Raw genomic sequence first — 21945 nt, 5'->3', positions numbered from 1 at the left:
TTCAGCGCCGCTCCCGCGGCCGAGCGAGGACGTAGGCGGTGGGAGTGGCGCCGTTGTATCTGAGCAGACGTTGGCGGGCCAGCTTGAGGCCCCTCTGGTGCTCGATCGCCTTGTGGAGCAGGCGTTTGTCCTCAGTGAGGAGTACGGCGCGACCGTCGGTGGTGAGGACTCGATCGATCTCGGACAGGGCTGCTGGGTAGAGGGTGCGGTTGGCGTGGTGGGTGCCGACCAGCTTGCCGAACGGGAGGTTGGTGATGATCCGATCGACACTGCCGGCGGCGTACGGGAGGGCTTCTGCTGTCGCCTGTGCGAGGCCACCTAGCTGTTGTCGATTGTGGTCCGCGATCGCGAGTGCCCGCGGGTCGCGGTCGGTCCCGAGGACGCGGCCGCTTGGTTGCCGGCGGAGTGCGGCGAGAAGGATGGTACCCGTGCCGCAGAACGGGTCGGCGATGCGTTGCTCCGGCTGGAGTTTCGCCAAGCGCACAAGGACTTCCGCGACGAGCGGGGTGGTTGACCACGGCAACCGTTCCAACCGCCCGAAGCGCCGCATCCACGACAGTGGACCGATCTCCGCGATCCAGCCGTCTGCGGTTCGGGTGAGGTTGACGTCCCAGCTGCCAGGCTGATTGACCCAGCCGAGCTCGCGCTCGATCGCCGTGATCACGGCGTACCTGAGCCCCGGATCGTCGCAGCCGACTCGGAAGCCGATGGGGGTCGGCAGGGTTGCGAGTACGCCGGTCTGCCCCGACTGCTCGAGTGGGCGCAGGAAGTCGTCGTGGAGGGCGATCGCCATCGTGGAGTAGAGAGAACAAGCAGCGATCTCGCTCAGCCGGCCGTCGACCGTGCATTCGACGGAGTCGTTGGACAGCTGATGGATCGAGTGGACCGACGGCAGCGAGCGAAGCTCCTCCATGAGGAGATCCGCGGCGCCATCGAGGGTGCGGAGTACGAGACGGTCGGTGACATGCTGATCGAGGCCGGGCGTGATGACGCGCTCCGGCGAGTAAGTGCCTGACATGCGGAAGCTCCTGAAGAGTCGCGATCGACAGAACAGTCGAAGCGCGGCGCACGCACATCACGGCAGCTCGAAGAGACGGCACGACAGAGAAGTCGATGCCGGAGTGCCACACCGTGGCGCGCGCCTTCAGAAACGCATCATCACCAGGACCCTAAGCGATCGCACCCGCTCCGATCATCTGCTTTTCAGTAGAATCCCCGAGTGGTCAACGGAGCGCGCATACACACGACCGAACAGTTGCTCAGCATCCTCGACCAGGTCGTGGCGGCGAGCGCCCGCGGAGATCGATCACAGTCGTCGGCGGCCGAGTTCTGGACCGAGATGCTGACGAGACCGGGCCACCCGCTCGCCACACAACTGCCGGACGAACCGCTGATCGACTGGCACGAGCGCGGGTTGCTCGGGGACCTGGACGGCGCCCGAGTACTCGACATCGGCTGCGGGTCTGGCCGCAACAGCAGATGGTTCGCCGAGCAGGGCGCGACGGTCGAAGGCATCGACCTCGCCGCGCCGCTCCTCGAATCCGTCCGGCCCGGCATGCCCGACTCGGTGAACCTCACCGCGACGGACGTCCTACGAGATCCCCTGCCGGCCGGACAGTACGACGTTGTGTACGACTCCGGCTGCTTTCACCACATCGCCCCACACCGGCGGATCACCTACCTCGACCGCGTGCTGCCGACTGTGCGTGAGGGCGGCCGGTTCGGCATCGTGACGTTCGCCGCCGAACGCATGGAGACTCCAGCCGACCTGGACATCGTGATGAGCGGAGACACCTACGGTGGCATGGCCTTCTCCCTGGACGACCTCCGAACCGTCTTCACCGCCCTCGAACCCGTCGAACTCCGCGCCGTGCACCCCGGCCGCAGTGGCACCTTCGGACCCGACTTCCTCAACGCGGCCCTCTTCAGGAACACTCGAGGCGTACGGACCAACAGGTAGTACACCGACGAGACGGTGTACACGCCAAGCTCTCCACGCGTAGGTGCACTACCCCACGACCCAACACCTCCTGTCCTTACGCACCACCTAAGGCCAGGAGGTCGTGAACTCACCGGCCTCCGCGACATGCCAGACGTGGCCGTCCGGGTCGGCGAAGGCGCCGTCGTAGCCCCAGTCCTGCTCGCCCGACGGCCGGACGATCTCCGCGCCGGCCTGCTCGGCGCGCGCCAGCAGGTCGTCCACATCGGCCCGCGTCGGCAGGCTGAGCGACACGGCGCACTCGCTCCGCCCGGCCGTGGCCTGCTTCCGTCCGCTGAGCACCCACCCGAAACCAACCTTCGGGATCAGCATGACCCGGACGCGGTCGCCGAGGGTGAGGCGCAGCGGCTCAGGTACGCCGTCGCGGTCCGGCTCACCGGGCGTGGTGAATCCGAGCCCGGACCGGTAGAACTCGTACGACCTCCGGCGGTCCGCGATCGGCAGGGCAATGGTCACGATGGTCGGCTCGACCTGCATGTGGAGTCTCCTATTCCGCTTGTCCTTCACCAACCCGACGAACGAGGGTGCCCGAGACCGACACGGACCTTCGAACCAACACCTGGAAGACCCATTGCTGGGCGCATTCCAACGTTGTACTGTCGTGCCGACCCTCAGAAACCACGTCACGGGAGTGCTCATGACTCAACCTCGTGCGGAGTACCCGCGCCCGCAGTTCGTTCGTCCGGAGTGGGTGAATCTGAACGGCGAGTGGCAGTTCGAGATCGACCGGTCGGACTCCGGTCTCGAGCGCGGGGTCCGGGAGCGAGAGCTCGCGCAGCGGATCACCGTGCCGTTCGCGCCGGAGACGAAGCTGTCCGGGATCGAGGACGTCGACTTCATGGAGGCCGTCTGGTACCGGACGACCGTCACGATCCCGGCCGACTGGTCCGGCAAGGACGCCGTACTGCACTTCCAGGCGGTGGACCACGATGCGACCGTGTGGGTGAACGACGTCGAGGTGGTGCGGCACCGCGGTGGGTTCACGCCGTTCAGCGCCAACCTCCGCCAGGTCGCCAAGCCCGGCGAGGAGGCAACCATCGTCGTCCGCGCGCGGGACAGCCGGTACGGCGCGCAAGCCCGCGGCAAGCAGTCGACCAAGTACTTCAACCACGGCTGCCACTACACCCGGACGACCGGGATCTGGCAGACCGTCTGGCTCGAGGCGGTGCCGACCGTGCACCTGGGCCGCCCGCGGATCACCCCCGACGTGGCCGGCTCCAGCTTCCACCTCGCCGTACCGGTGTCGGCGAACAAGCCGGGCTGGAAGGTCCGCGCGATCCTGAAGGACGCCGACGGCGAGGTCACCACCCAGGAGGTCCGCGCCGATCTCGACTTCGCCCCGCGGCTGACGCTGCAGGTCCCGGCGGATCGGGTCCGGCTCTGGGATACCACCGATCCGCACCTGTACGACGTCCGCCTCGAGCTGATCGATGCTGACGGCAACGTTGTGGACGGCGCCGACAGCTACGCCGGACTGCGGTCGGTGTCGATCAACGGCCAGGCGATCCTGATCAACGGCAAGCACGTGTTCCAGCGGCTGGTGCTCGACCAGGGATACTGGCCCGAGAGCCTGATGACGGCGCCTTCTGACGAGGCGCTGGTTGCGGACATCGAGCTCGGCCTGGCGGCCGGGTTCAACGGCGCGCGGCTGCACCAGAAGGTGTTCGAGGAGCGGTTCCTGTACCACGCGGACCGGCTCGGCTACCTGGTCTGGGGCGAGTTCGGCGACTGGGGCGAGAACCTTGCCGACGGCACCCAAGAGGACAACCAGCAGCCGACGGCGTCGTACGTGGCGCAGTGGCTGGAGGCGGTCGAGCGCGACTACAGCCACCCGTCGATCATCGGCTGGTGCCCGCTGAACGAGACGCACCAGTTCCTGCACGACCGGATCACCCAGCTGGACGACGTCACCCGGGCGATGTTCCTGGCCACGAAGGCGGCCGACACGACCCGGCCGGTGCTCGACGCGTCCGGGTACTCGCACCGCGTGCCCGAGACCGACGTCTGGGACTCGCACAACTACGAGCAGGACCCGGCCGAGTTCGCCCGGCAAATGGCCGGCCTCGCGGACGGAGCGCCGTACGGGAACACGGGTGGGCACGAGCAGCGGCCGATCTCCCAGCCGTACGCCGGTCAGCCGTACTTCTGCAGTGAGTTCGGCGGCATCTGGTGGAACCCGGAGGAGGCTGCGAAGTCGGCCGGTGACAACCGCACCGACTCCTGGGGCTACGGCCAGCGGGTCGTCGACGAGGAGGCGTTCTACGCGCGCTTCACCGGTCTGGTCGACGCGCTGCTCGACGATCCGCTGATGTTCGGCTACTGCTACACGCAGCTGACCGACGTGTTCCAGGAAGAGAACGGCATCTACCGCTTCGACCGCAGCGACAAGCTGGACGTGCCGCGGATCAAGACCGTGCAAACCCGCCCGGCGGCTTACGAGAAGGACTGAAGTCCGAGGCTTCCCACCGCGACCAGGGCCCACAGGATCGCTCCGAGCAGGAGCGGCCGGGGCCCTGCGTCGCGTAGTTCGCGCGGCCGCAGCGACAGGCCGATCGCAACCAGGGCCGAGGTGATGAGGCACGTGCCGATCAGGCTGAGCGTCGGGAGCCACCCATCCGGCACGAGCCCGGCCGAACGCAGGCCCGCCGCGGCGACGAAGCCGATCAGGAACATCGGCACGAGCCGGCGCCACGGGAGACGTGTCCGCGGGCGGTCCGGGTTCTCGCGGTCGGCGGTCCGCGCGTCACGGCGGGACTTGAGCACGACCAGGGTCAGGACGATCGGGACGAGCATCAGTGACCGGGTCAGCTTCACCACGAGGGCCTGGTCGCCGGCGTCGGCGCTGTAGGCATAGCCGGCGGCGACCACCGATGAGGTGTCGTTGATCGCGGTGCCCGCCCACAGGCCGAAGGCTTCCGGGCTGAGGCCCATGAGGTGGCCGAGGGGCGGGAAGGCCAGGACGGCGACCACGTTGAAGGTGAAGATCGTCGCGAGTGCGTAGGCGACGGATGATCGTTTGGCGCCGATGGCGGCGGTCGCCGCGGCGATCGCCGAGCCGCCGCAGATCGCCGTACCGACTCCGATCAGGGTCTGGGTGTCGCCGCGTACGCCGAGGAGGCGGCCGAAGAGCCACGCGCCGCCTAGTGCGATGGCCAGCGTGCCGAGCATGACGGGGAGCGAGGAGGCGCCGACATGTGCCACCTGCTGGAGGGACAGGCCGGTGCCGAGTACGACGATCGAGACCTGGAGCAGGTTCTTCGCGGCGAAGTCGTATCCCGGTCGGCACCGCTCAGCCCGCAAGGCCGGGATCACGAGACCGCCCAGCACCCCGAGCACGATCCCGAACACCGGTCCGCCGACCACCGGTACGAGTCGCCCGAGCGGAACGGCGATGGCAGTGAGAAGCAGCACGACGACCAAGCCGGGCAACCGCGACACGGCGGAGCCGACGCGATGGTGGGTGTGAGGTGGAACGGTGTCGAGGCGACCGCGGACGGAGTGCAGAAGACCGTCGAGGGCAGCGCTGAGGCGGGGGTGCGGGCCGTGGAGGGCGGCGATGAGGCGGGGGTGCGGGCCGTGGAGGGCGGCGGTGAGGCGGGCGCGGCGTGAGACGGGGGCATCCGGGGTGTGCGGTGGCCTAATCTCGACCTGCACCATCGGACCGGTTCCTCCTCGCTGAAAATGTACGCACATTTAAGCTAGGAGATGACCGGACATTTGGCAAGCCCACTCCCGGGAGGCAGGACCCTGATGATCCAGCGCAGGCTCGACCGCACCGGCGGCCAGCCGCTGTGGAAGCAGCTGCAGCAGGACCTCGTGCGGCGGCTGCGGTCCGGGGAGTTCGACGACTCGTTCCCCGGTGAGCTCGCGCTCGTCGAGGACTACCAGGTCAGCCGGCACACGGTCCGACAGGCGCTCGGGAAGCTTCGCGCGGACGGCCTGATCGTGGCCGAACGCGGGCGTCAGCCCCGGGTCGCGACCACGCCCGAGATCCGCCAGCCGATGGGTGCGCTGTACAGCCTGTTCTCCTCGGTCGAGGCGTCCGGCCTGACCCAGCACAGCATCGTCCGCGCCCTGGACATCCGGGCCGACGGCGTCATCGCGAGCCGCCTCGACCTGGAGGCGTCGAGCCCACTGCTCTACCTGGAGCGACTCCGCTTCGCCGGCGACGAGCCCTTGGCGCTCGACCGCGTCTGGCTGCCTGCGTCCCTGGCCGAACCACTCCTCGACGCCGACTTCACCCACACCAGCCTCTACAACGAGCTGGCCACCCGCATCGGCGTACGGCTGGACCACGGCCGCGAGGACATCCGCGCCGTCGTACCCACCCCGGCCGAGCGCGCCGTACTCCGCTGCCCGCCCGAGGCGGCCGCGTTCTCCATCAACCGCCAGGGCACGTCACAGAGCCGTCCGGTCGAATGGCGTCACACCCTCGTCCGCGGCGACCGCTTCGCCCTGTCCGCCGAGTTCTCCGAGAACCTCGGCTATCGCCTCACTCCGGCAGCGGTGCAGCACCAGGCCTGAACGGATCATCCGCCGGCAGCCAGGCGCCCTCCGGCCCGAGGTCAACGGCAACGTCGCGGCTCAACGCCTCGACCGCAGCCCTGACGGCCGGCCGGGTCTCGCCACGCCGCCACACCAGCGCCCACGTCCAGATCGGCACAGGTTCGACGACCGGACGACGGACGAGACCACGGGGCAGCGGCGTCGCGTCCCGCTTCGGCGAACTGACCACCGGCCGGCCCAATCGACGTACCTGATCGAAGAACGCAGACCCGGTGATCCCGTGGTCGTCGATACGCGCCACCGACGCTCCGGTGGCGCGGGCGAACTCGACGGCGTACAGGTTCCACGACGCCCACGTCGCGGTGTCAGCATCCACGAGTACGACGGTGTCCCGCGCGCGAACCGCGGTCTCGTCAGCACCAGGCGAGACCGCGAACAGCCGGTCCGCGCCGATCAACCGCCCGTCCAGATCCTGCTCGGCGAGATCGGTCGCGCGCACCCAGCAGATCGCCAGATCGATGCTGCCATCGGCAACCCGCCCAGCCTGAGTGTGCGACGGCATCACCCACGCGTCGACCTGCAGCTGCGCGACCCCGGAGACCCGCCCGGCCAGATCGGCCGGCCGCCAGCTGACATACCCGAGTCGCACCGGCTCGGTCGTCGCGAACCCGGCCGCGGTGCGGCGAAGGTCGTCGGCCTGATCGAGCAAGGCCCGCGTCTGCGGCAGCAGTGTCTCGCCGAACGCGGTCAGCGCGACGGTACGGCGATCGCGCTCGAACAACCGGACCCCGAGATCACGCTCCAGCGCCTTGATCTGCTGGGACAGCGAAGGCCCGGCGATGTGCAACCGGGCGGCGGCGCGACCGAAGTTCAGCTCCTCGGCGACCGCGACGAAGTACCGCAACTGCCGCAGCTCCACCAGCTGATCGTAGTAGGCCGAGCCTCTCAGCAGGGAGCAAACCGGTCGTGGAAAACAGCACATGGTTCGACAACGATCGAAGTACAACCTCGAGAAAGAGAGAACCATGAGTTCCCAGAAAGTCGCCGTCGTCACCGGTGCGTCCCAGGGCATCGGCGCGGCACTCGTCACCGCGTACCGCAAGCTCGGCTACGCGGTGGTCGCCAACTCCCGCACGATCACGCCCGCCGACGACCCGCTGGTGCTGACCGTGCCGGGCGACGTCGCCGAGGCCGGTGTCGGGACCCGGATCGTCGAGGCCGGGCTGGAGTCGTTCGGCCGGATCGACACGGTCGTCAACAACGCCGGCGTGTTCGTCGCCAAGCCGTTCACCGAGTACACCGACGCCGACTACGACCACGTGGCCGGCGTGAACCTGCGCGGCTTCTTCGATCTGACCCGGCGAGCGATCGCCGCGATGGTCGAGCAGGGCGGCGGACACATCGTCACCATCACCACCACCTTCGCCGACCACGCCTTCAGCAGCGTGCCGTCCGCACTCGCATCGCTGACCAAGGGCGGACTCAACTCGGTCACCAAGTCCCTGGCGACCGAGTACGCCGCTCGCGGCATCCGCGTCAACGCGGTCGCGCCGGGTGTCATCCGTACGCCGATGCACCCGGAAGAGACGCACGAATTCCTGGCCGCCCTGCATCCGGTCGGCCGGCTCGGTGAGATCGACGAGGTCGTCGACGCAGTCACCTACCTGGAGAATGCGGCCTTCGTCACCGGCGAGATCCTCCACGTCGACGGCGGCCAGCAGGCAGGCCACTGATTCCGATGAACGATCTCGACATCCTGCACAGCGTTCTCGACCAGTGGAAGGACGCCATCATCGAGCACGATCCGAAGCGGGTCGCGTCGTACTTCACCGAGGACGCGATCTTCCAGGGTCTGCACCCGTACGGCGTGGGCCGGGACGCCGTCGCCGAGTACTACGACTCACAGCCGCTCGGGCTGTCGCCGTCGTACCGGATCCTCGAGCACCGGCGACTGAGCGAGGACCTGATCCTCGGGTACGTCGCCGTGGACTTCGCGTTCACCGACCGGCCGGCACTGTCCGTCTACCTGAGCGTCGTACTGCGGCGGACCGGCGAATCCTGGCTGATCGACCATTATCAGGTTTCCCGGCTATAGTTGGTGAGGCCAACGTTGGCACAACCAATGAAAGAGGAATCGGGATGACTGAGACGACCGACCGGTGGGAGATCCAGGATCTGTTCACGCGACTGGCGCGGGTCCTGGACGAAGGGACGCCGGAGGACATCGGGCTGGTGTACACGAAGGACGTGCTGGTGCGGTCTCCGCGTGCCGGCGAACTGCAGGGCATCGACGCGGTGATCGAGTTCCTGCGCGGTTCGGCGGTCGACGGCGAACTGGCCCAGCACTTCCACAGCGACATCCTCGTCAGCATCGACGGGGACCGGGCGGAGGTGTCAGCCAACCAGTTGACCTTCCTCTATCGCGAGGGCGAGGCGCCGCATCAGCAGGCTGGGCTGCGGCTGAAGTACAGGGCCGTCCGGACCGACGAGGGCTGGCGGTTCGCGGAGGCGAAGATCAGCCGGGCGTGGGTGCAGCAGGGCTGATACTGAGGTCATGACGGTCAAAGAGCTGCGGTTGGTCGTGACAGCGGACGACTACGACGAGGCGGTGGCGTTCTACCGGGACGTGCTCGGCCTGGCCGAACGCGAGTCGTACGAGTCGGAGGACGGCCGGGTGACGATTCTCGAGGTCGAGCGGGCGACGCTCGAGATCGCGGATCCGAACCAGGCCGACTTCATCGACCGGGTCGAGGTCGGCCGGCGGGTGGCCGGGAAGTACCGGGTCGCCTTCGAGGTCGACGACTCGGCGGAGACCACCAGGACGCTGGCCGCGGCGGGCGCCACGGTGATCGCGGAGCCGACCCGCACACCGTGGAACTCGCTGAACGCCCGGCTGGAGGCCCCGGGCGGACTGCAGCTGACCCTGTTCACCGAACTTGACCTCAAGTGAACTGGAAGTGTTGAGGTAGGCGTCATGTGGCAGATCGAAGAACTTGACCTGGACGCCTACCTCAACCGGATCGGGCATCCCAAGGTGGCGGCGTCGGCGGAGAGCCTCCGCAGCCTGCACCGCGCCCATGTGCTGGCGATCCCGTTCGAGAACGTCGACGTGATCCTCGGCACGCACCCCGGCATCGGCCTGGACGCGATCCAGACCAAGCTTGTCGGCCGGCAACGCGGCGGCTATTGCTACGAACACGCTCTGCTGTTCGGCGCCGCCCTCGAGCGGCTCGGCTTCACGGTGGATCGCCGAGTAGCGCGCGTACAACCGCACAAGTCCGGACCGCGAACCCACGCGCTCCTCAAGGTGGGTGTGGACGGGCAGGAATTCCTCGCCGATGTCGGGTTCGGCGCCGGTCAGCTCTATCCCACTCCGCTGAAGGACGGCGTTGTCGTCGACCAGGGCGGTTGGGACCACCGCCTCACCTTCGACGGCGACGTGTGGACGCTGGCGAAGAAGACCGCGGACGGCTGGATCCCCCAGCACGCGTCGAACGACGAGCCGGTGCGGCCGATCGACTACCGGGTCTACCACCACTACGTCTCGACCCACCCGGACTCCCCGTTCACCGGACGGCCGGTGGTGATGCGCGTTGCCGACGGCATCGTCCGTCGCCTGGTCGGTGACGACCTTGCGACGGAGTACGCCGACGGCCGCACCACGCACCGCACCGTACCGGCGGACGAACTTCCCGAGGTGCTGGCCGGCCTGGACGTCGTCCTCAGCGACGAAGAAGTCGATCGGCTCCGGCTGCTCTAGGGGTCTCGGTGCGGAACGACTCACCGCGCTCGCCGCCGAGGCCGAAGTAGTGCCGGAAGTTGTAGATCAACGGCGACCACGCGCCCGGATCGACGTACGACGTCCCTGGTACGACGATCCGGTGGTCGGCGTGCACCCGGAGCACCTTGGCCTGGATGATCAGGAAGTTGCCGTCAGCATCGAACTGTACGTCGGCGGCGGTTGCCTCGAACTGCAACGGGCATTCGGCGACGCGGGGTGGGCCGACCAGCTCGGAGTCGACCGGAGTCAGGCCGGCCGCGGCGAACTTCTCGCGCTCGAAGCGGAACCGGGCACGCTTGTGCTCCGGCACCGGGTTGCGGCCGGTCAGTCCGGCGATCCGTTCGACCGCCTGCCACTGGTCCGGCGACGGGAAGTTGATCACCAGTTCAGGCCGCTGCCGCAGGTTGCCGGCGGTCTGGCCGGAGGCGCCGACGCCGAGGACGACGACATCCCCGAGTGACCACGCCGAGGACATCGGGGCGAGGTTGAAGGTCTCGTCGTCGTTGACTGTGCTCAGCAGCGCGACCGGCGTACCGACGTACAGGATGGACGGTTCGATGGTCAGATGCGTCATGGGTCCGACGCTAGGCGGCGGTCAGTTAGGCCGGGACCGAACTGTCGGAGCGGCATGATGGAGTCATGAGCACGCAGACGGAAGGACAGGAGCTGGCTTCCTGGGCCCGGATGCTGGCCGACGCCACCCGGGCGACGGTCTGCCTCGCGTTGCTCGACGGGCGTGCGTGGACGGCAACCGAGCTGGCCCGGTTCGCGAAGGTCTCGCGGCCGACGATCAGCGAGCACCTCAACCTGCTCGTCGACGGCGGACTGCTGAGCGAGGTCCGGCAGGGACGGCACCGGTACGTGAAGCTCGCCGGCCCGGATACGGCCGAGTTGATCGAGGGCCTCGCGGCACTCGCGCCACGTCGTACCGAGGTCGCGAACAGCTTGTCCGCGGTCAGCAAACGGGACGCGTTCGCGCGGGCGCGGACCTGTTACGACCATCTGGCCGGCAAGCTCGGCGTCGCGCTCGCGGATGCGATGACCGAGCGCGGGCTGCTCGACTGGTCGGACGGGATCACGCTGACGCCGGAGGGCTTTGCCTGGTTGGACGATCTCGGCATCGTGCTCGAAGGGCGCCACGGCCGGCCCGCCGTACGGTCGTGCCTCGACGTGACCGAACGCCGGCCGCACATCGCCGGCGCGGTCGGTGCGGCCCTGTGCAGTCACGCACTGCACGAGGGGTGGGTCACCCACATCCCGGGCGGTCGGGCGCTGAAGGTGACCGGATCGGTGCGTGAGTTCGGTCTCGGCGTCGGCGTGATCCGCGAACTACAGCCTTGAGAACAGTGTGAGAAACACGCGGCGGGGGAGGCGCCTGGCGCCGAAACCACTTAGCCTTCGGCCATGACTGAGTTCGAGCCCGACACCGACCTGGTGTCCCGCCTCCCGCTACCCAGCCATGTGGTCGTCCACGCGGACGACCAGTGGCGTCACGGCTGGTTGATCGGCCGTGAGCACGAGGAGACGGGATGGACCGGTCTGGTGCAGTACAAGGGCGACGACGGGACAGAGCGGACGGAACGCCTGCCGGCGGACCGGATCGCACTGCCGGAGTCGGACGGCCCAACCGAACGAGCGTCATAGCGCGCCGCGTAGTCCGCGGAGGCGCTGAATTTCCGAGGAGGGGATAACAGCGCGAAGGCCCCCGGGGTGGTTCACCGGGGGCCTTCGTGCGTAACGCTGCCGGGGCGCCTGGCGGCGAAGAAAACCCCGCCCCAGGCCCTTCGGGCGGTTGACCTGGGACGGGATCCTCAGTGGCGTTACACACGGTGTATCGCTGGTGACGTGCTGAGTGTTACAGGAATCCGGCGAAATTCTTCCAGACAGCTCACGGTCCGGCGCTGCGGCGCCGGAAACGCCGCGACCCCGGTGCACGTCCCTGAACACCGGGGTCTCGATTCGGCGGCCTCTCGAGCGACCGTCGCTCGTGACTTTCAGGTGCCCCGTCACCGGAGGCTCATTCGTGCCGACAGTGATCAGAAGTGCACAGCGAGCAGAACCCGCCCGGTCTCCGAGCTGCGGATGTCCAGGGCCTGGATCTCGTCGCGCTGCAGTTTCGTGGTCGCGGCCGGTTTGACCGTCGTCCCCGGAGACGCGGTCCAGCTCGCGATCAGCTGGGCCTTCCCGGAGGAGTCGGTGACGTACAACTCGTAGCCCCGCGCCCGTTCGCTGGGCGTGGCCAATTCGTCGTACCGGCAGCTGATCTCGATCGTCGTACCCCAGCGTTCCGGCACCAGCCGCGCGTCGGCGGACAGCTTGCTGGCCACGGTCTGCGCGAGTACGACGTAGTCCCCCTGCGGCTCCTCGTGGGTGAGCGGGATCGCGATCACCGCGCCGATCACCGCGGCGACGACGGCGACTCCGGACATCACCGCGCCGAGCCGAATGCGCTGCTTGCGGCGATCGCGCTGGACAGTCCGCACCAGGTCGGGCAGCAGATTCGGCGGCGCCTCGGTGATGGTCGCGAGCGCGCGGTCGTCCGGCAGCGCGGCCATCGCGCTGGGGACGCCGGCGAGCGACGCGAGCTCGGCCGCGCAGTCGTCACACGTGCTCAGATGTTCCTCGTACTCGCGCCGGTCCTTCGCCGACAACGATCCCAGCAGGTACGCCGCATCCCATTCGCGGTACGGATCACTCACTGGCTCGTCACCCCCCTCTCCTGCAACGCGAGCTTCAACGCCCGCAGTCCGTAGTGCAGCCGCGACTTCACGGTGCCCGACGGAATGTTCAGCTCCGCGGCGATGTCGGTGACGGTACGACGGCCGTAGTACGCGCGAACGATCACCTGCCGATGTTCCTCGGACAACTGTGCCAGCGACTCGGCCACCAGCCAGGCGTCCAGTACGGCGTTCGCGTGGTCGGCGCTCGGGTTCTCCGGCAGGTCGTCGCTGGCCACCTCGCGGCTGACCCGGGCACTGCGCCGGTCGTCGATGACGAGATTGCGCGCCACCGTGAACAGCCAGGCCCGGGCCCCGGCTTCGTCCTCGGTCAGGATCTGCGGCCGGCGCCACGCCCGCAGCAGGGTCTCCTGGACGACGTCCTCGGCCAGCCGGTCGTCGCCGGTCAGCCGGACCACGAACCGCCACAGCGCGGGAGCATGCACGTCGTGCAGCTCACGCAACAGCGCCGCGCGGTCATCGGCCATCGGCGCTCCTGCTCTGTCGTGCGGAGTGCTCATGATCCGGCTGCTCCGGTCACTCCGCCGCTGCTGCCAGCTTCTCGCGTACAGGTGTCGGTCGCCCCACCGACCACGTTCCATTGCCGAGGAATGCGATCAGCAGGAAGGCGAAACAGAACAGTGCCGCCTTCTCGCCACCATTCTGCACAGGCAGCAAAGCATCAACCTGGTGAACAGTGAAGTACGCGTACGCCATCGATCCGGAACACAGCAGCGCGGCGTACCGGGTGGCGAGCCCGATCATCACCAGCGCACCGGCGGCGAACTGGATCGCGGACGCCCACCAGGACGGCCAAGCGAACGCCGGCACCACTTCTGACTGATAACGCTCGAGCACCTTCATCGGGCCTCACTCTCGAGGATGTTGGGGCGGGGGTGGTGCTCTCTTCTCCACGATCGACGGCCGCGTTCGATTCAACGGATCGTGACGAGAAGATCACACTCCGAATCGGTTGCGATCCCGCCTCACGCTTGGTAAGGGAAGCCTTATTTCGAGGTGTGGAGTGCACGGAGGGCGCGGAGGAAGCCCTGTCGGTCGGCGGCCGGGAGTTTGGCCAGCAGCCGGTCCTCGCGAACCCGGATGCCCTTGCGGACAGAGCGTCGTACCCGACGGCCCTTGGCGGTGATCGACAACAGCCGGACCCGGCGGTCGTCGGGGTCCGGCGTCCGCTCGATCAGGCCGGCATCCTGCAGTTCGTCGAGGGTGCCGATGATGCGGGACTTGTCGGCGCCGATCGCCTCCGCCAGAGCGGACTGCGTGCGCACCGGGGTCTCGTCCAGGGCGACGAGCACGGAGTAGCCCCACATCGAGACGTCGTGCTCGGCGAGCACCGGCATCTCCTCCGCGATGAGCGTCCGCACCAACGGATACAGCATCGCGGCGAGATCGGGGCGCTCGTCCGCAGCGGTCACGCTGCCGAAGATAGCACTGGCGCAATCATACGCTGGCGCATATGATGTGCGCATGCCTACTGTTGATTACGTATCCCTTGACGCCGCGGCGGTCCGGGCCAGCATCGACCTCGCCACGCGGATCACCGATGCCGACCTGTCCAAGCCGACGCCCTGCCGGGCCTGGACTCTGTACGGCTTGCTCGCCCACATGGCGACGCAGCACTACGGCTTCGCCGCCGCCTCCCGGGGCGAGAGCGGCGAAGCACTGTGGAAGCTTCGGGACCTGGGCGACGAGCCGGCCAAGGCCTACATCGCGTCGGCCGAGCACGTGCTGGCCGCGTTCGCCGAGGAGGGCGTGACCGAGCGGACGTTCCCGCTCACTGAGTTCGGCGCAGACTTCCCCGGCCACCAGGCGATCAGCTTCCACTTCATCGACTACGTCGTACACTCCTGGGACGTCGCCGCAACCCTCGGCACCACCGTCACCTTCACCCCCGAGGTCCTGTCGGCCGCGCAGACCGTCGCCAACGTCGTACCCACCGGCGAAATCCGCCTGGCCCCCGGCACGCCCTTCTCCTCCGCGCTGCCATGGAACGGCGACAGCCCGCTGGACCAGATCGTCGCCCACCTCGGCCGCAACCCCTCCTGGCCGCACTGATCTCACCGGTTCCAGCCTGCTGCGCTGGAGGACCCGCCGTGTCACGATCGGGCCATGGACCTGCTGTTGAACCGCGGAGAGATCCTCCCGATCAAGGGCCGGAACGTCACCGTCACCCCGGCCGACGTCGAGTGGCTACCCCGGATGCGCTCCTACCTCATCGGGGTAGCCACTACCGGCGGCACGGCAACCTACGGCTCCATGAAGACCGACCTCGGCATCCCGCACGCCATCAACGGGCTGGGGCGCCTCCTCGACCTGCTCTCCGAGGACTGCCACCGCCGCGACGAGCCATCGCTGGCCAGCCTGGTGGTCAGCAGCTCCACCGGCGAGGTCGGTCTCAGCTTCTCCGGCGACGCACCTTCGGAGCGGACGCTCGTCTACAAGCACTGGCGTGGACCCCGATTCTCCTGGGAGCCTATTGATAGTCGATAGGATTCGGGTGATACTCGATGAGTTCCTGTCGGGTGTCGGGAGGTCTTGATGAAGTACGTCGTTGCTGTCGTGACGGTCGCGCTCGGCGCTGCCGGTGTCATCTACGGAGCATCGGACGACTCGCCGGGACTGCAGTTGATCGGAGTCCTGCTGATCATGGGGGCGATCGCGGCGAGCATTCTCAGCGCCCGCCGCGATCACAACCAGACGACCTAAGCCTCCCCCGTCCCCGCTAGTCCTCGCAGCCGACGCCGTCGTCGTCGCTGTCGAGGCCGTAGATGTCGCTGCCGATCACGCGGACCGGGCCGGCGACGTACTCCGGTCCGTTGCCGCTGCCACCTGAACAGTCGACGTCACTGGCAATCGGGACGCAGCCGCTGTAGTTCGGGTCACAGCCGGACGACTCCGGCTGCTCGACCTTGGTACCGACCGCGGTCACCTGCGAGCGCGGCTCCTTCGACACCTGATCCCGCAGCAGGTCCTTGTCCGTCTGGACGCCGTTCACGTAGGTGAGTTGGTAGGTCAGCTTGCGGGCCCCGTTCACACCCGTGGTCCGGATGGTCGTCTCGCCCTTCGCCATCGACGAATCCGTCACCGTCTTCTTCTTGAACGGGATGGTGCGGAACTCGACGACGGTCTTCTTGGTCGTCACCGTTGTCTTCGTGGTGGTCGGTGGCTTCGGCGCCGTGACCGTGGGAGTTGGTGTGGCTGTGGCCTCCGGTGTTGGTGTCGCCTCGGTGCTCACGACCACAGTTGGTTGGGCGACCTCCGTCGTACTCGGGGCCGGTCCGCAACCAGTGGCGAGTACGCCGATAGCCAGCACGCTGCCGGCTGCCAGCGCAGCACGATACAAATGCACGATTCCCCCCAACCCGCCGTCGGTTCCCCCCGCGGCGGGATTGTCAGCACCCGGACTTCCCGGGCGAAGACTGATCCATACCACTGCGATGGATCGCGCCGCGAGAGGCAACGGCCGAACCGACTCGGTTTTGTGACGTGACCGTCCGGTAGCGGGTTCAGGCCTGGGTGCCGGTCAGGATGTGGGTGCCGATCGGGCTGATCGTGTGGCGGACCGCGTTGCCGGCCCGGCGGGTGGTGACGACGCCGGTGCGATGCAGGACTCGTGCGTGTTCGCTGGCCGATGCCAGTGAGATGCCGGCGCGTGCGGCCAGCTCGCTGGTGGAGCATGCGCCTACCGAGATGCTTCGCAGTACGGCGCCCGCGTACGACCGAGGAGGTCGGCCAGGGCACGTTCCGGATCGGCGGGCTGCCCGCTCGGCTCGGACCAGGCCGGGTCATGCGTCACCGGGTAGACGAGGACCGGCGGCAGGTCCGGATCGGCGGGCATGATCGGATGCCGCCAGCAGAAGAACGACGGGACCAGCCGCAGGCCGCGGCCGCGCAGGTACAGATCCCGGTTGATGTGGCGCATGTCGACGTGCAGCACCGGCGGACCCCACTGCATCGCGGGATGCAGCGTCTTCGCCAGCTTCTCGAAGCCGCCGGTCGTCACGGTGTCGCTGTGCAGCTTCACGTCGCGCGCGATCGTCGGCAGCTGCGGCGCGATCTTGGTGCGGTGGAAGTGCTTCAGGCCTTCGCACACCTTCTTGAGTACGCCGGGATCCCCGGCCGCAAGGCGTCGCGTCCAGCCCGGCAAGCGAACCTCGCCCGACAACCGCCGCAGCTCCTGCTCCAACTGGTGTTGCGGGGTTGCAGCCACAGCGGCCAGCCCGGCGTCGAGACCGTTCACCGACGCGGCCGGAGTGAGAAAGTCCGGCGAGTACCCGATCGGTGGTACAAGTACGAGCAGTTCACGCTCGAGCTCGGTGAGCTTCGCCCTGGCCCGCTGCCGCCACGCCCCGAAGACCGACGGTTCGTCCTCGGTCTGCAGCATGTGCATACCGAGCAGCACTTCCCACAATGGATCGGGCGTGCGGCCGATCGTCGTACGCGCCAGGTCGGCGCAGCCGAAGTGGATCCGGAAACCCATCGTCTTCCTCCCCCGAGGAAGCGAGCACGCCAGTCGACACCCCCAGCGCGACCGCTCTGACTACTGTGCAATACACAGCGTAATCGGCTCGGGGGTCACCCTTCAGGCCGACGGCGCGCCGACGCCCGTCATCGCCGCGAAGAGGACGCCGGCGAGCAGCCCGACGACTCCCAGCACGATCAACGGCCCGGCGGTGATCGGCGGCTCCGGCACCCGCTGCCGGAACACGGCGAACAACCGTTCCTCCGCGGGCCGCACCTCGCGCAGCAGCTCGGCGGACGGGTGCTCCTTAGCACTGAAGTCGTCGAGCGTCTGCAATGCCGCCTGCGCCGCGATCACCGCGGCGCGAACCACAGCCACGATCACGACTCCGGACGCCACGGTCAACACACCGATCACCGCCGCGGTCGTCTGCGCCATACCGCCCTCAGTGTCGGACCACGCGGTCCGCAAGGCGACGAACGACCACCACCCGAAGAACCCCAGCACCCCAGAGGCCAGCCCGGTCCCCCAGACCACCCCGGTCAGCGGATTCTGCATCTTCACGGCCGTCGCGAACGCCCGTACGTCAGTGGCCAGGTCCCCCGCGTCCCGGACCAGCCCTTCGTACGCCGCCAACGCGTCCGCCCGTGCCTTCAGCTTCACCGAGATCACGATCCGGTCCGCCAGCCCGAGCGTGCTCGCCTCGCTGACGATCCCCTTCCAGGCGTTCACCACTTCCGCATGCAACCCGGCGATCGCCGCCCGCTCCACAACCCCCATCGAGTCCCCCTGACCCCAGCGCACGCCCCCACGCACGCCCTTCCCCTAGGCCGAGAGTACGCCCACCACTCCCACCCGAACAGTCACCAGCCGTAACCACCTCGGCCCCCACCGAGCAACCACCTGGACAAACCTGACACACTGTTCCCCTCACCCCTCGTGAGAGGGCCTCTAGCTCAACTGGCAGAGCAGCGGACTTTTAATCCGCGGGTTGTGGGTTCGAGTCCCACGGGGCCTACCAGCCGGAATCGCCTTTAAAACAAGGCGGTTCCGGGGTGAGCGTCAGAACCTCGTCAGCCGCGGTATCCGTCCGTGGGATCAAACGTGGTGCGAGTCGCTAGACTTGGGACCATGGCAAAGGCCCCGAAGAGGCGCCAGCGCGCCCGCGGCTCTGTGGAGGAGCTGCCTAGCGGCGCGCTCCGAGTTGTCGTCTACGCCGGCATCGACCCGGTGACGAAACGCCGCCACTACCTCCGTGAAACGATCGCGGCGAACACGCCGAAGGCGGCAGAGGAGGCCGAGCGCGCCATCCGGCGACTCCAGAGCCAGGTCGACGAACGGCGGCAGCCTCGAACCAACGCGAGTGTGAGCCAACTGATCGAGCGCCACCTGGAGCTTGCCGAGCTGGACGAGACCACCCGACGCACCTACCGCGGGTACGTACGCAATCACATCGAGCCGCTGATTGGCCACGTCAAGGTCGGCGCAGTCGACGCCGATGTCCTCGACTCCTACTACGCCGAACTCCGTCGCTGTCGTCACCATTGCGACCGAAGGCCATTCACCGAGCATCGAACCAAGACTCAGCACGAATGCGACCAACGCTGCCGTCCTCACGAGTGCCGTCCGCTCGGCGCGTCCACAGTCCGCCAGATTCACTTCATCCTGAGCGGTGCCTTTCGGCAGGCCGTCCGGTGGAAGTGGGTATCGGTCAATCCGATGCCCACCGGCAAGCCTCCATCTGCGCCAAAGCCGAATCCTCGTCCCCCGACCGCCGACGAGGCCGCGCGAATTCTTGGCGAGGCCTTCTCCGACCCGGCGTGGGGCACTTTTGTTTGGCTTGCGATGGTCACCGGCGCCCGGCGTGGTGAGCTGTGCGGCCTTCGCTGGTCCAAGGTCGACCTCGACCAAGGCACCATCGTCATCGACACCAGCGTGGCTCAAAACAGCAGCAAGAAGTGGCTCAAGGACACCAAGACCCACCAGCAACGGCGCCTTACGCTGGACGCCGAAAGCGTGACACTTCTGCGCAAACACCGCGAGATCTGCGACGAGAACGCGACGAAGCTGAAGACCAAGCTCGGCCCAAACGCGTTCGTGTTCTCCCTTGCCCCAGACAACAGCGAGCACCTGGTACCCGACAGCGTCTCGCAGCGCTACAGCAAGCTGGCGGCCCGCCTCGGCATTGATACCCACCTGCACAATCTCCGCCACTACTCGGCCACCGAACTGATCGCCGCCGGCGTCGACATCCGAACCGTCGCCGGACGCCTTGGCCACGGAGGCGGCGGCACTACTACGCTCCGCGTCTACACCGCATTCGTCTCCGAGGCCGACCAGCGGGCTGCGACCGCGCTCTTCAACCGTCTCCCGAGCCGCCCAGAACGGCTCAGCGAGCGCGAGCGGATCATGCGCAACCCGCGGGCACCCTACGAGGCGATCGCGGCGAAGCTTGGCGCTGCCATCGAGTCCGGCCTGCTGCCCGAGCACACCTCGCTGCCACCGGCGAAGAAGCTTGCCGAACAGCACGGAGTGTCGGAGGGAACCGTGCGCCGCGCGCTCGACTTGCTACGGGCCTGGGAGCTCCTCGACGACAGCCGTCAGATCAGACCCATGCACTAGCATCGACTTGCTCACCATGTACCGCTCTCGCGGGCGTAGCCGATGATCTGGCGGTGCCCCGACGGTCGCCGGGTACGACGTGACGCTTCCTTGCCCCTCGCCATAGCAGGGACATCGACTGGCCCGCCCGCTCGCGCTTCGCGCTCGAGAGCGCCACAGCTCCCGACCTCACGTGGGACCAATCGGCCCTATACATCGCTACGGTGGCTTGCGTGGCTCAGCGGACTGTGAACGCACGTCAACTTGAGGTCTTGAAGTGGGTCGTTGCCGGATGTCCCGAGGGAGTGATGGACGACACGACGTACAAGACGACTGCGATCGCGCTCCAGAATCGTCGCCTGGCGACCGTGACCAGGAAGCGCGGCGTGTGGAAGGCGGAGGCAACGGAGGCTGGTCGGCATTTCGCCGAGCACGGTTCCTACCCTGCCGGACACTGGACGAGTGCCTCGGACACCTCAGGCGCAAGGAGCGCGAAGGCATCATCGCCGGCGAGACCGACCATCCCGGCACGCGCAGAGCGGAAGGTCACTGCCTTGCGCCCGGTTGACCAAATGATCGCCGACATTGTGGCCGCAGGCGGGAGACTGGAAGTCGAGGACTTCCAGAACTATTACGACAACCTCGTGTCATCAGCCATACGGCACGGCAAGGTCCCCGAGGGCAAGCTGCTGGAGATAGTGCGCCGTAGCTGGCCCCAGAGGGTGCTGCGGCTCGTAGACAAGCCAGCCTGGATGACCGCCGCCCTGGAGCCGATCGAAGTTTCCGACCGGCTCATCAAACCCCACTCCGCGATCGTCGCACTCCGCGCCGACAAGCAGCATCGACTGCGATTCAAGCCCGACGTACGGCAACGGGCACTACGTCTGCTCGACGCGATAGCCAGAAGCGCCTCAGCACGGGGGTGGGAACTCAGCTGCCCGGCGCGGAACCGGGACGATCACCATCCCTCCGACCTCGCTGTCTCCATCACTGGGCACACGTACGGCTTGCGTGTCTCCGAGAACGACGACAAAGTCCCGCATGAGCCAACCGCGAAGGAACTTCGCGACTTCGAGAGGTGGGGCTACCCGCGGATTCCGACGTACGACAAGGTTCCTTCAGGGCGGCTAACCATCTCCATCGACGGCGGCGTCCCGGTCCGACAGTCCGCCTTCAGTGACACGAAAACGATGAACCTCGACGACCGCCTACCAGTCCTCGTCCAGGAACTGGAACTCCGCGCGGCCGCCGCGGAGCAACGCCGTCTGGAGCGCGAACAGCAAGAAGCCGAACGCCGGCGGCGTTGGCAACAGGTCCGAGACGAGGCAGTCATCGCCCTGCGCGAGCACAACCGCGCCACTACCCTGGCCGAGCAGGCCGCCCAATGGCACCAGAACCTACTGCTTGGTGACTACATCGCCGCCATGCAGGAGCGGGTCGCCTCGCTGGACGGCGACGAGCAGGCCGCGGCACGTGAGTGGGTGGAGTGGGCAAAAGAGCGCCATCAGCAGTCGAATCCGCTCAACCAGCGTCTGGCACTTCCAGCCGACCCTGATCCGAGTCCGGAGGCGATCAAGCCATACATGCGTGGCCTGTCGCCTTACGGGCCGGACAACGGCTTCGGCTGGCGCTGACCAAGGTTCGTGACACGGTCAGCGACCCCAGCTGCGGGCGCCCAGGGACCTCGGATGTAGGTCAGGTGTAGGACTCGAACCGACGACCTCCTCAGTACGAGGAGGACTCTAAGCGTGTCGCACGCCCCTCATGAGCGTCATGGCCCGCGCGGATCGTCGCGTCCCTCGTCAGGACGCAACGGCTCTCGAAGACTTCGCACCACGGTCAGGCCGATGCGGATGGGGAA

The 21945-nt window shown here is 67.7% G+C and carries 28 protein-coding genes and 1 tRNA gene; 17 read left to right on the top strand and 12 right to left on the bottom strand.

The genetic code is table 11. From position 1 onward, the window contains the following. Position 1: 1 nt before the first annotated feature. Positions 2-1018: a TRM11 family SAM-dependent methyltransferase gene (locus tag ACIBG5_RS11110; RefSeq protein WP_396391383.1), complete on the bottom strand. Its 1017-nt coding sequence runs from the start codon at positions 1016-1018 to the stop codon at positions 2-4. 201 nt (positions 1019-1219) lie between these two features. Here ACIBG5_RS11110 and ACIBG5_RS11105 point away from each other — a divergent pair, with 201 nt between their 5' ends. Then, positions 1220-1960: an SAM-dependent methyltransferase gene (locus ACIBG5_RS11105; protein ID WP_396391382.1), complete on the top strand. Its 741-nt coding sequence runs from the start codon at positions 1220-1222 to the stop codon at positions 1958-1960. 87 nt (positions 1961-2047) lie between these two features. Here ACIBG5_RS11105 and ACIBG5_RS11100 read toward each other — a convergent pair whose 3' ends face one another. After that, entirely contained in the window at positions 2048-2476 is a 429-nt protein-coding gene (locus ACIBG5_RS11100) for a VOC family protein (protein WP_396391381.1), read from the bottom strand. Between the two features lie 160 nt (positions 2477-2636). Between ACIBG5_RS11100 and ACIBG5_RS11095 the strand changes: the two genes are divergently transcribed. Further along, on the top strand, positions 2637-4448 hold the full coding sequence (locus tag ACIBG5_RS11095) for a glycoside hydrolase family 2 protein (RefSeq protein ID WP_396391380.1): 1812 nt from the start codon (positions 2637-2639) through the stop codon (positions 4446-4448). Here the strand turns inward: ACIBG5_RS11095 and ACIBG5_RS11090 are convergent. Beyond that, positions 4433-5437 carry a YeiH family protein gene (locus ACIBG5_RS11090; RefSeq protein ID WP_396391379.1) on the bottom strand — a complete coding sequence of 335 codons (1005 nt, stop codon included), beginning with the start codon at positions 5435-5437 and terminating at the stop codon, positions 4433-4435. The genes ACIBG5_RS11095 and ACIBG5_RS11090 overlap by 16 nt on opposite strands. Positions 5438-5452: 15 nt before the next feature. On the opposite strand from ACIBG5_RS11090, the gene ACIBG5_RS11085 reads away from it, so the two are divergent. Further along, complete coding sequence (locus ACIBG5_RS11085) at positions 5453-5608, top strand: hypothetical protein (protein ID WP_396391378.1); 156 nt, start codon at positions 5453-5455, stop codon at positions 5606-5608. 141 nt (positions 5609-5749) lie between these two features. Continuing rightward, a complete protein-coding gene (locus ACIBG5_RS11080; RefSeq protein ID WP_396391377.1) occupies positions 5750-6523 on the top strand; it encodes a GntR family transcriptional regulator in 774 nt (257 codons plus the stop codon). Here ACIBG5_RS11080 and ACIBG5_RS11075 read toward each other — a convergent pair. Continuing rightward, positions 6492-7424: a LysR family transcriptional regulator gene (locus tag ACIBG5_RS11075; protein ID WP_396391376.1), complete on the bottom strand. Its 933-nt coding sequence runs from the start codon at positions 7422-7424 to the stop codon at positions 6492-6494. The genes ACIBG5_RS11080 and ACIBG5_RS11075 overlap by 32 nt on opposite strands. Positions 7425-7530: 106 nt before the next feature. On the opposite strand from ACIBG5_RS11075, the gene ACIBG5_RS11070 reads away from it, so the two are divergent. Genes ACIBG5_RS11070 through ACIBG5_RS11050 form a run of 5 tightly spaced genes read left to right on the top strand, consistent with a single transcriptional unit; the run spans position 7531 to position 10265 of the window. Then, entirely contained in the window at positions 7531-8238 is a 708-nt protein-coding gene (locus tag ACIBG5_RS11070) for an SDR family NAD(P)-dependent oxidoreductase (RefSeq protein ID WP_396391375.1), read from the top strand. Positions 8239-8243: 5 nt separating this feature from the next. Beyond that, entirely contained in the window at positions 8244-8600 is a 357-nt protein-coding gene (locus ACIBG5_RS11065) for a YybH family protein (protein WP_396391374.1), read from the top strand. Positions 8601-8644: 44 nt separating this feature from the next. Further along, positions 8645-9049: a nuclear transport factor 2 family protein gene (locus ACIBG5_RS11060; protein ID WP_396391373.1), complete on the top strand. Its 405-nt coding sequence runs from the start codon at positions 8645-8647 to the stop codon at positions 9047-9049. 10 nt (positions 9050-9059) lie between these two features. Next, positions 9060-9455, top strand: coding sequence for a VOC family protein (locus tag ACIBG5_RS11055; RefSeq protein WP_396391372.1), 396 nt, complete (start codon positions 9060-9062; stop codon positions 9453-9455). 24 nt (positions 9456-9479) lie between these two features. After that, positions 9480-10265, top strand: a complete 786-nt coding sequence (locus ACIBG5_RS11050; protein ID WP_396391371.1) for an arylamine N-acetyltransferase — start codon at positions 9480-9482, stop codon at positions 10263-10265. Here ACIBG5_RS11050 and ACIBG5_RS11045 read toward each other — a convergent pair. Continuing rightward, the gene (locus ACIBG5_RS11045; RefSeq protein ID WP_396391370.1) at positions 10228-10860 is read right to left on the bottom strand and encodes a flavin reductase family protein; all 633 of its coding nucleotides are present in this window, start codon (positions 10858-10860) and stop codon (positions 10228-10230) included. The two genes, ACIBG5_RS11050 and ACIBG5_RS11045, sit on opposite strands and share 38 nt — an antisense overlap. Before the next feature lie 65 nt (positions 10861-10925). Here ACIBG5_RS11045 and ACIBG5_RS11040 point away from each other — a divergent pair, with 65 nt between their 5' ends. Together ACIBG5_RS11040 and ACIBG5_RS11035 are read left to right on the top strand one after the other, a co-directional pair. After that, positions 10926-11627, top strand: a complete 702-nt coding sequence (locus tag ACIBG5_RS11040) for an ArsR/SmtB family transcription factor (protein WP_396391369.1) — start codon at positions 10926-10928, stop codon at positions 11625-11627. A gap of 63 nt (positions 11628-11690) precedes the next feature. Next, a complete protein-coding gene (locus tag ACIBG5_RS11035) occupies positions 11691-11930 on the top strand; it encodes a hypothetical protein (protein ID WP_131518293.1) in 240 nt (79 codons plus the stop codon). A gap of 392 nt (positions 11931-12322) precedes the next feature. Here the strand turns inward: ACIBG5_RS11035 and ACIBG5_RS11030 are convergent, their stop codons facing one another. The 4 genes from ACIBG5_RS11030 to ACIBG5_RS11015 all read right to left on the bottom strand — a co-directional run bounded on the left by ACIBG5_RS11030 (position 12323) and on the right by ACIBG5_RS11015 (position 14436). Then, the gene (locus ACIBG5_RS11030) at positions 12323-12985 is read right to left on the bottom strand and encodes an anti-sigma factor family protein (protein WP_396391368.1); all 663 of its coding nucleotides are present in this window, start codon (positions 12983-12985) and stop codon (positions 12323-12325) included. Further along, positions 12982-13491: a sigma-70 family RNA polymerase sigma factor gene (locus ACIBG5_RS11025; protein WP_131353244.1), complete on the bottom strand. Its 510-nt coding sequence runs from the start codon at positions 13489-13491 to the stop codon at positions 12982-12984. The genes ACIBG5_RS11030 and ACIBG5_RS11025 overlap by 4 nt, the downstream gene beginning before the upstream one ends. 49 nt (positions 13492-13540) lie before the next feature. After that, positions 13541-13867, bottom strand: a complete 327-nt coding sequence (locus tag ACIBG5_RS11020; RefSeq protein ID WP_396391367.1) for a DoxX family protein — start codon at positions 13865-13867, stop codon at positions 13541-13543. A gap of 143 nt (positions 13868-14010) precedes the next feature. Continuing rightward, on the bottom strand, positions 14011-14436 hold the full coding sequence (locus ACIBG5_RS11015; protein ID WP_396391366.1) for a MarR family winged helix-turn-helix transcriptional regulator: 426 nt from the start codon (positions 14434-14436) through the stop codon (positions 14011-14013). 52 nt (positions 14437-14488) lie between these two features. Here ACIBG5_RS11015 and ACIBG5_RS11010 point away from each other — a divergent pair, with 52 nt between their 5' ends. From ACIBG5_RS11010 to ACIBG5_RS11000, 3 genes are read left to right on the top strand one after another with little or no spacing between them, the layout of a single operon-like run. Beyond that, positions 14489-15076 carry a TIGR03086 family metal-binding protein gene (locus tag ACIBG5_RS11010; RefSeq protein ID WP_396391365.1) on the top strand — a complete coding sequence of 196 codons (588 nt, stop codon included), beginning with the start codon at positions 14489-14491 and terminating at the stop codon, positions 15074-15076. A gap of 54 nt (positions 15077-15130) precedes the next feature. Continuing rightward, positions 15131-15511, top strand: a complete 381-nt coding sequence (locus tag ACIBG5_RS11005; protein ID WP_396391364.1) for a hypothetical protein — start codon at positions 15131-15133, stop codon at positions 15509-15511. Between the two features lie 48 nt (positions 15512-15559). Next, a complete protein-coding gene (locus tag ACIBG5_RS11000) occupies positions 15560-15727 on the top strand; it encodes a hypothetical protein (RefSeq protein WP_360443096.1) in 168 nt (55 codons plus the stop codon). 16 nt (positions 15728-15743) lie between these two features. On the opposite strand, the gene ACIBG5_RS10995 is transcribed toward ACIBG5_RS11000, so the two are convergent. The 3 genes from ACIBG5_RS10995 to ACIBG5_RS10985 all read right to left on the bottom strand — a co-directional run bounded on the left by ACIBG5_RS10995 (position 15744) and on the right by ACIBG5_RS10985 (position 18263). After that, positions 15744-16370, bottom strand: coding sequence for a G5 domain-containing protein (locus ACIBG5_RS10995; RefSeq protein ID WP_396391363.1), 627 nt, complete (start codon positions 16368-16370; stop codon positions 15744-15746). Positions 16371-16703: 333 nt separating this feature from the next. After that, on the bottom strand, positions 16704-17501 hold the full coding sequence (locus ACIBG5_RS10990) for a transcriptional regulator (RefSeq protein WP_396391362.1): 798 nt from the start codon (positions 17499-17501) through the stop codon (positions 16704-16706). Between the two features lie 102 nt (positions 17502-17603). Beyond that, positions 17604-18263 (bottom strand): hypothetical protein, encoded by a 660-nt coding sequence (locus tag ACIBG5_RS10985; RefSeq protein WP_396391361.1) that lies wholly within the window; start codon positions 18261-18263, stop codon positions 17604-17606. Positions 18264-18428: 165 nt separating this feature from the next. On the opposite strand from ACIBG5_RS10985, the gene ACIBG5_RS10980 reads away from it, so the two are divergent. The 3 genes from ACIBG5_RS10980 (at position 18429) to ACIBG5_RS10970 (ending at position 21718) form a co-directional block, all read left to right on the top strand. Next, positions 18429-18504: transfer RNA gene (locus ACIBG5_RS10980), tRNA-Lys, on the top strand. A 209-nt stretch (positions 18505-18713) separates the two neighbouring features. After that, on the top strand, positions 18714-20105 hold the full coding sequence (locus ACIBG5_RS10975; RefSeq protein ID WP_396391360.1) for a tyrosine-type recombinase/integrase: 1392 nt from the start codon (positions 18714-18716) through the stop codon (positions 20103-20105). Positions 20106-20392: 287 nt separating this feature from the next. Beyond that, positions 20393-21718, top strand: a complete 1326-nt coding sequence (locus tag ACIBG5_RS10970; RefSeq protein ID WP_396391359.1) for a hypothetical protein — start codon at positions 20393-20395, stop codon at positions 21716-21718. Positions 21719-21945 lie beyond the last annotated feature (227 nt).

Origin of the sequence: Kribbella sp. NPDC050241 (genome assembly GCF_044459685.1) — a bacterium.
In the GTDB taxonomy this organism is placed as follows: domain Bacteria; phylum Actinomycetota; class Actinomycetes; order Propionibacteriales; family Kribbellaceae; genus Kribbella.
The sequence above is the reverse complement of the archived record's forward strand: the minus strand, read 5'-3'. Positions and strand labels throughout refer to the sequence as shown.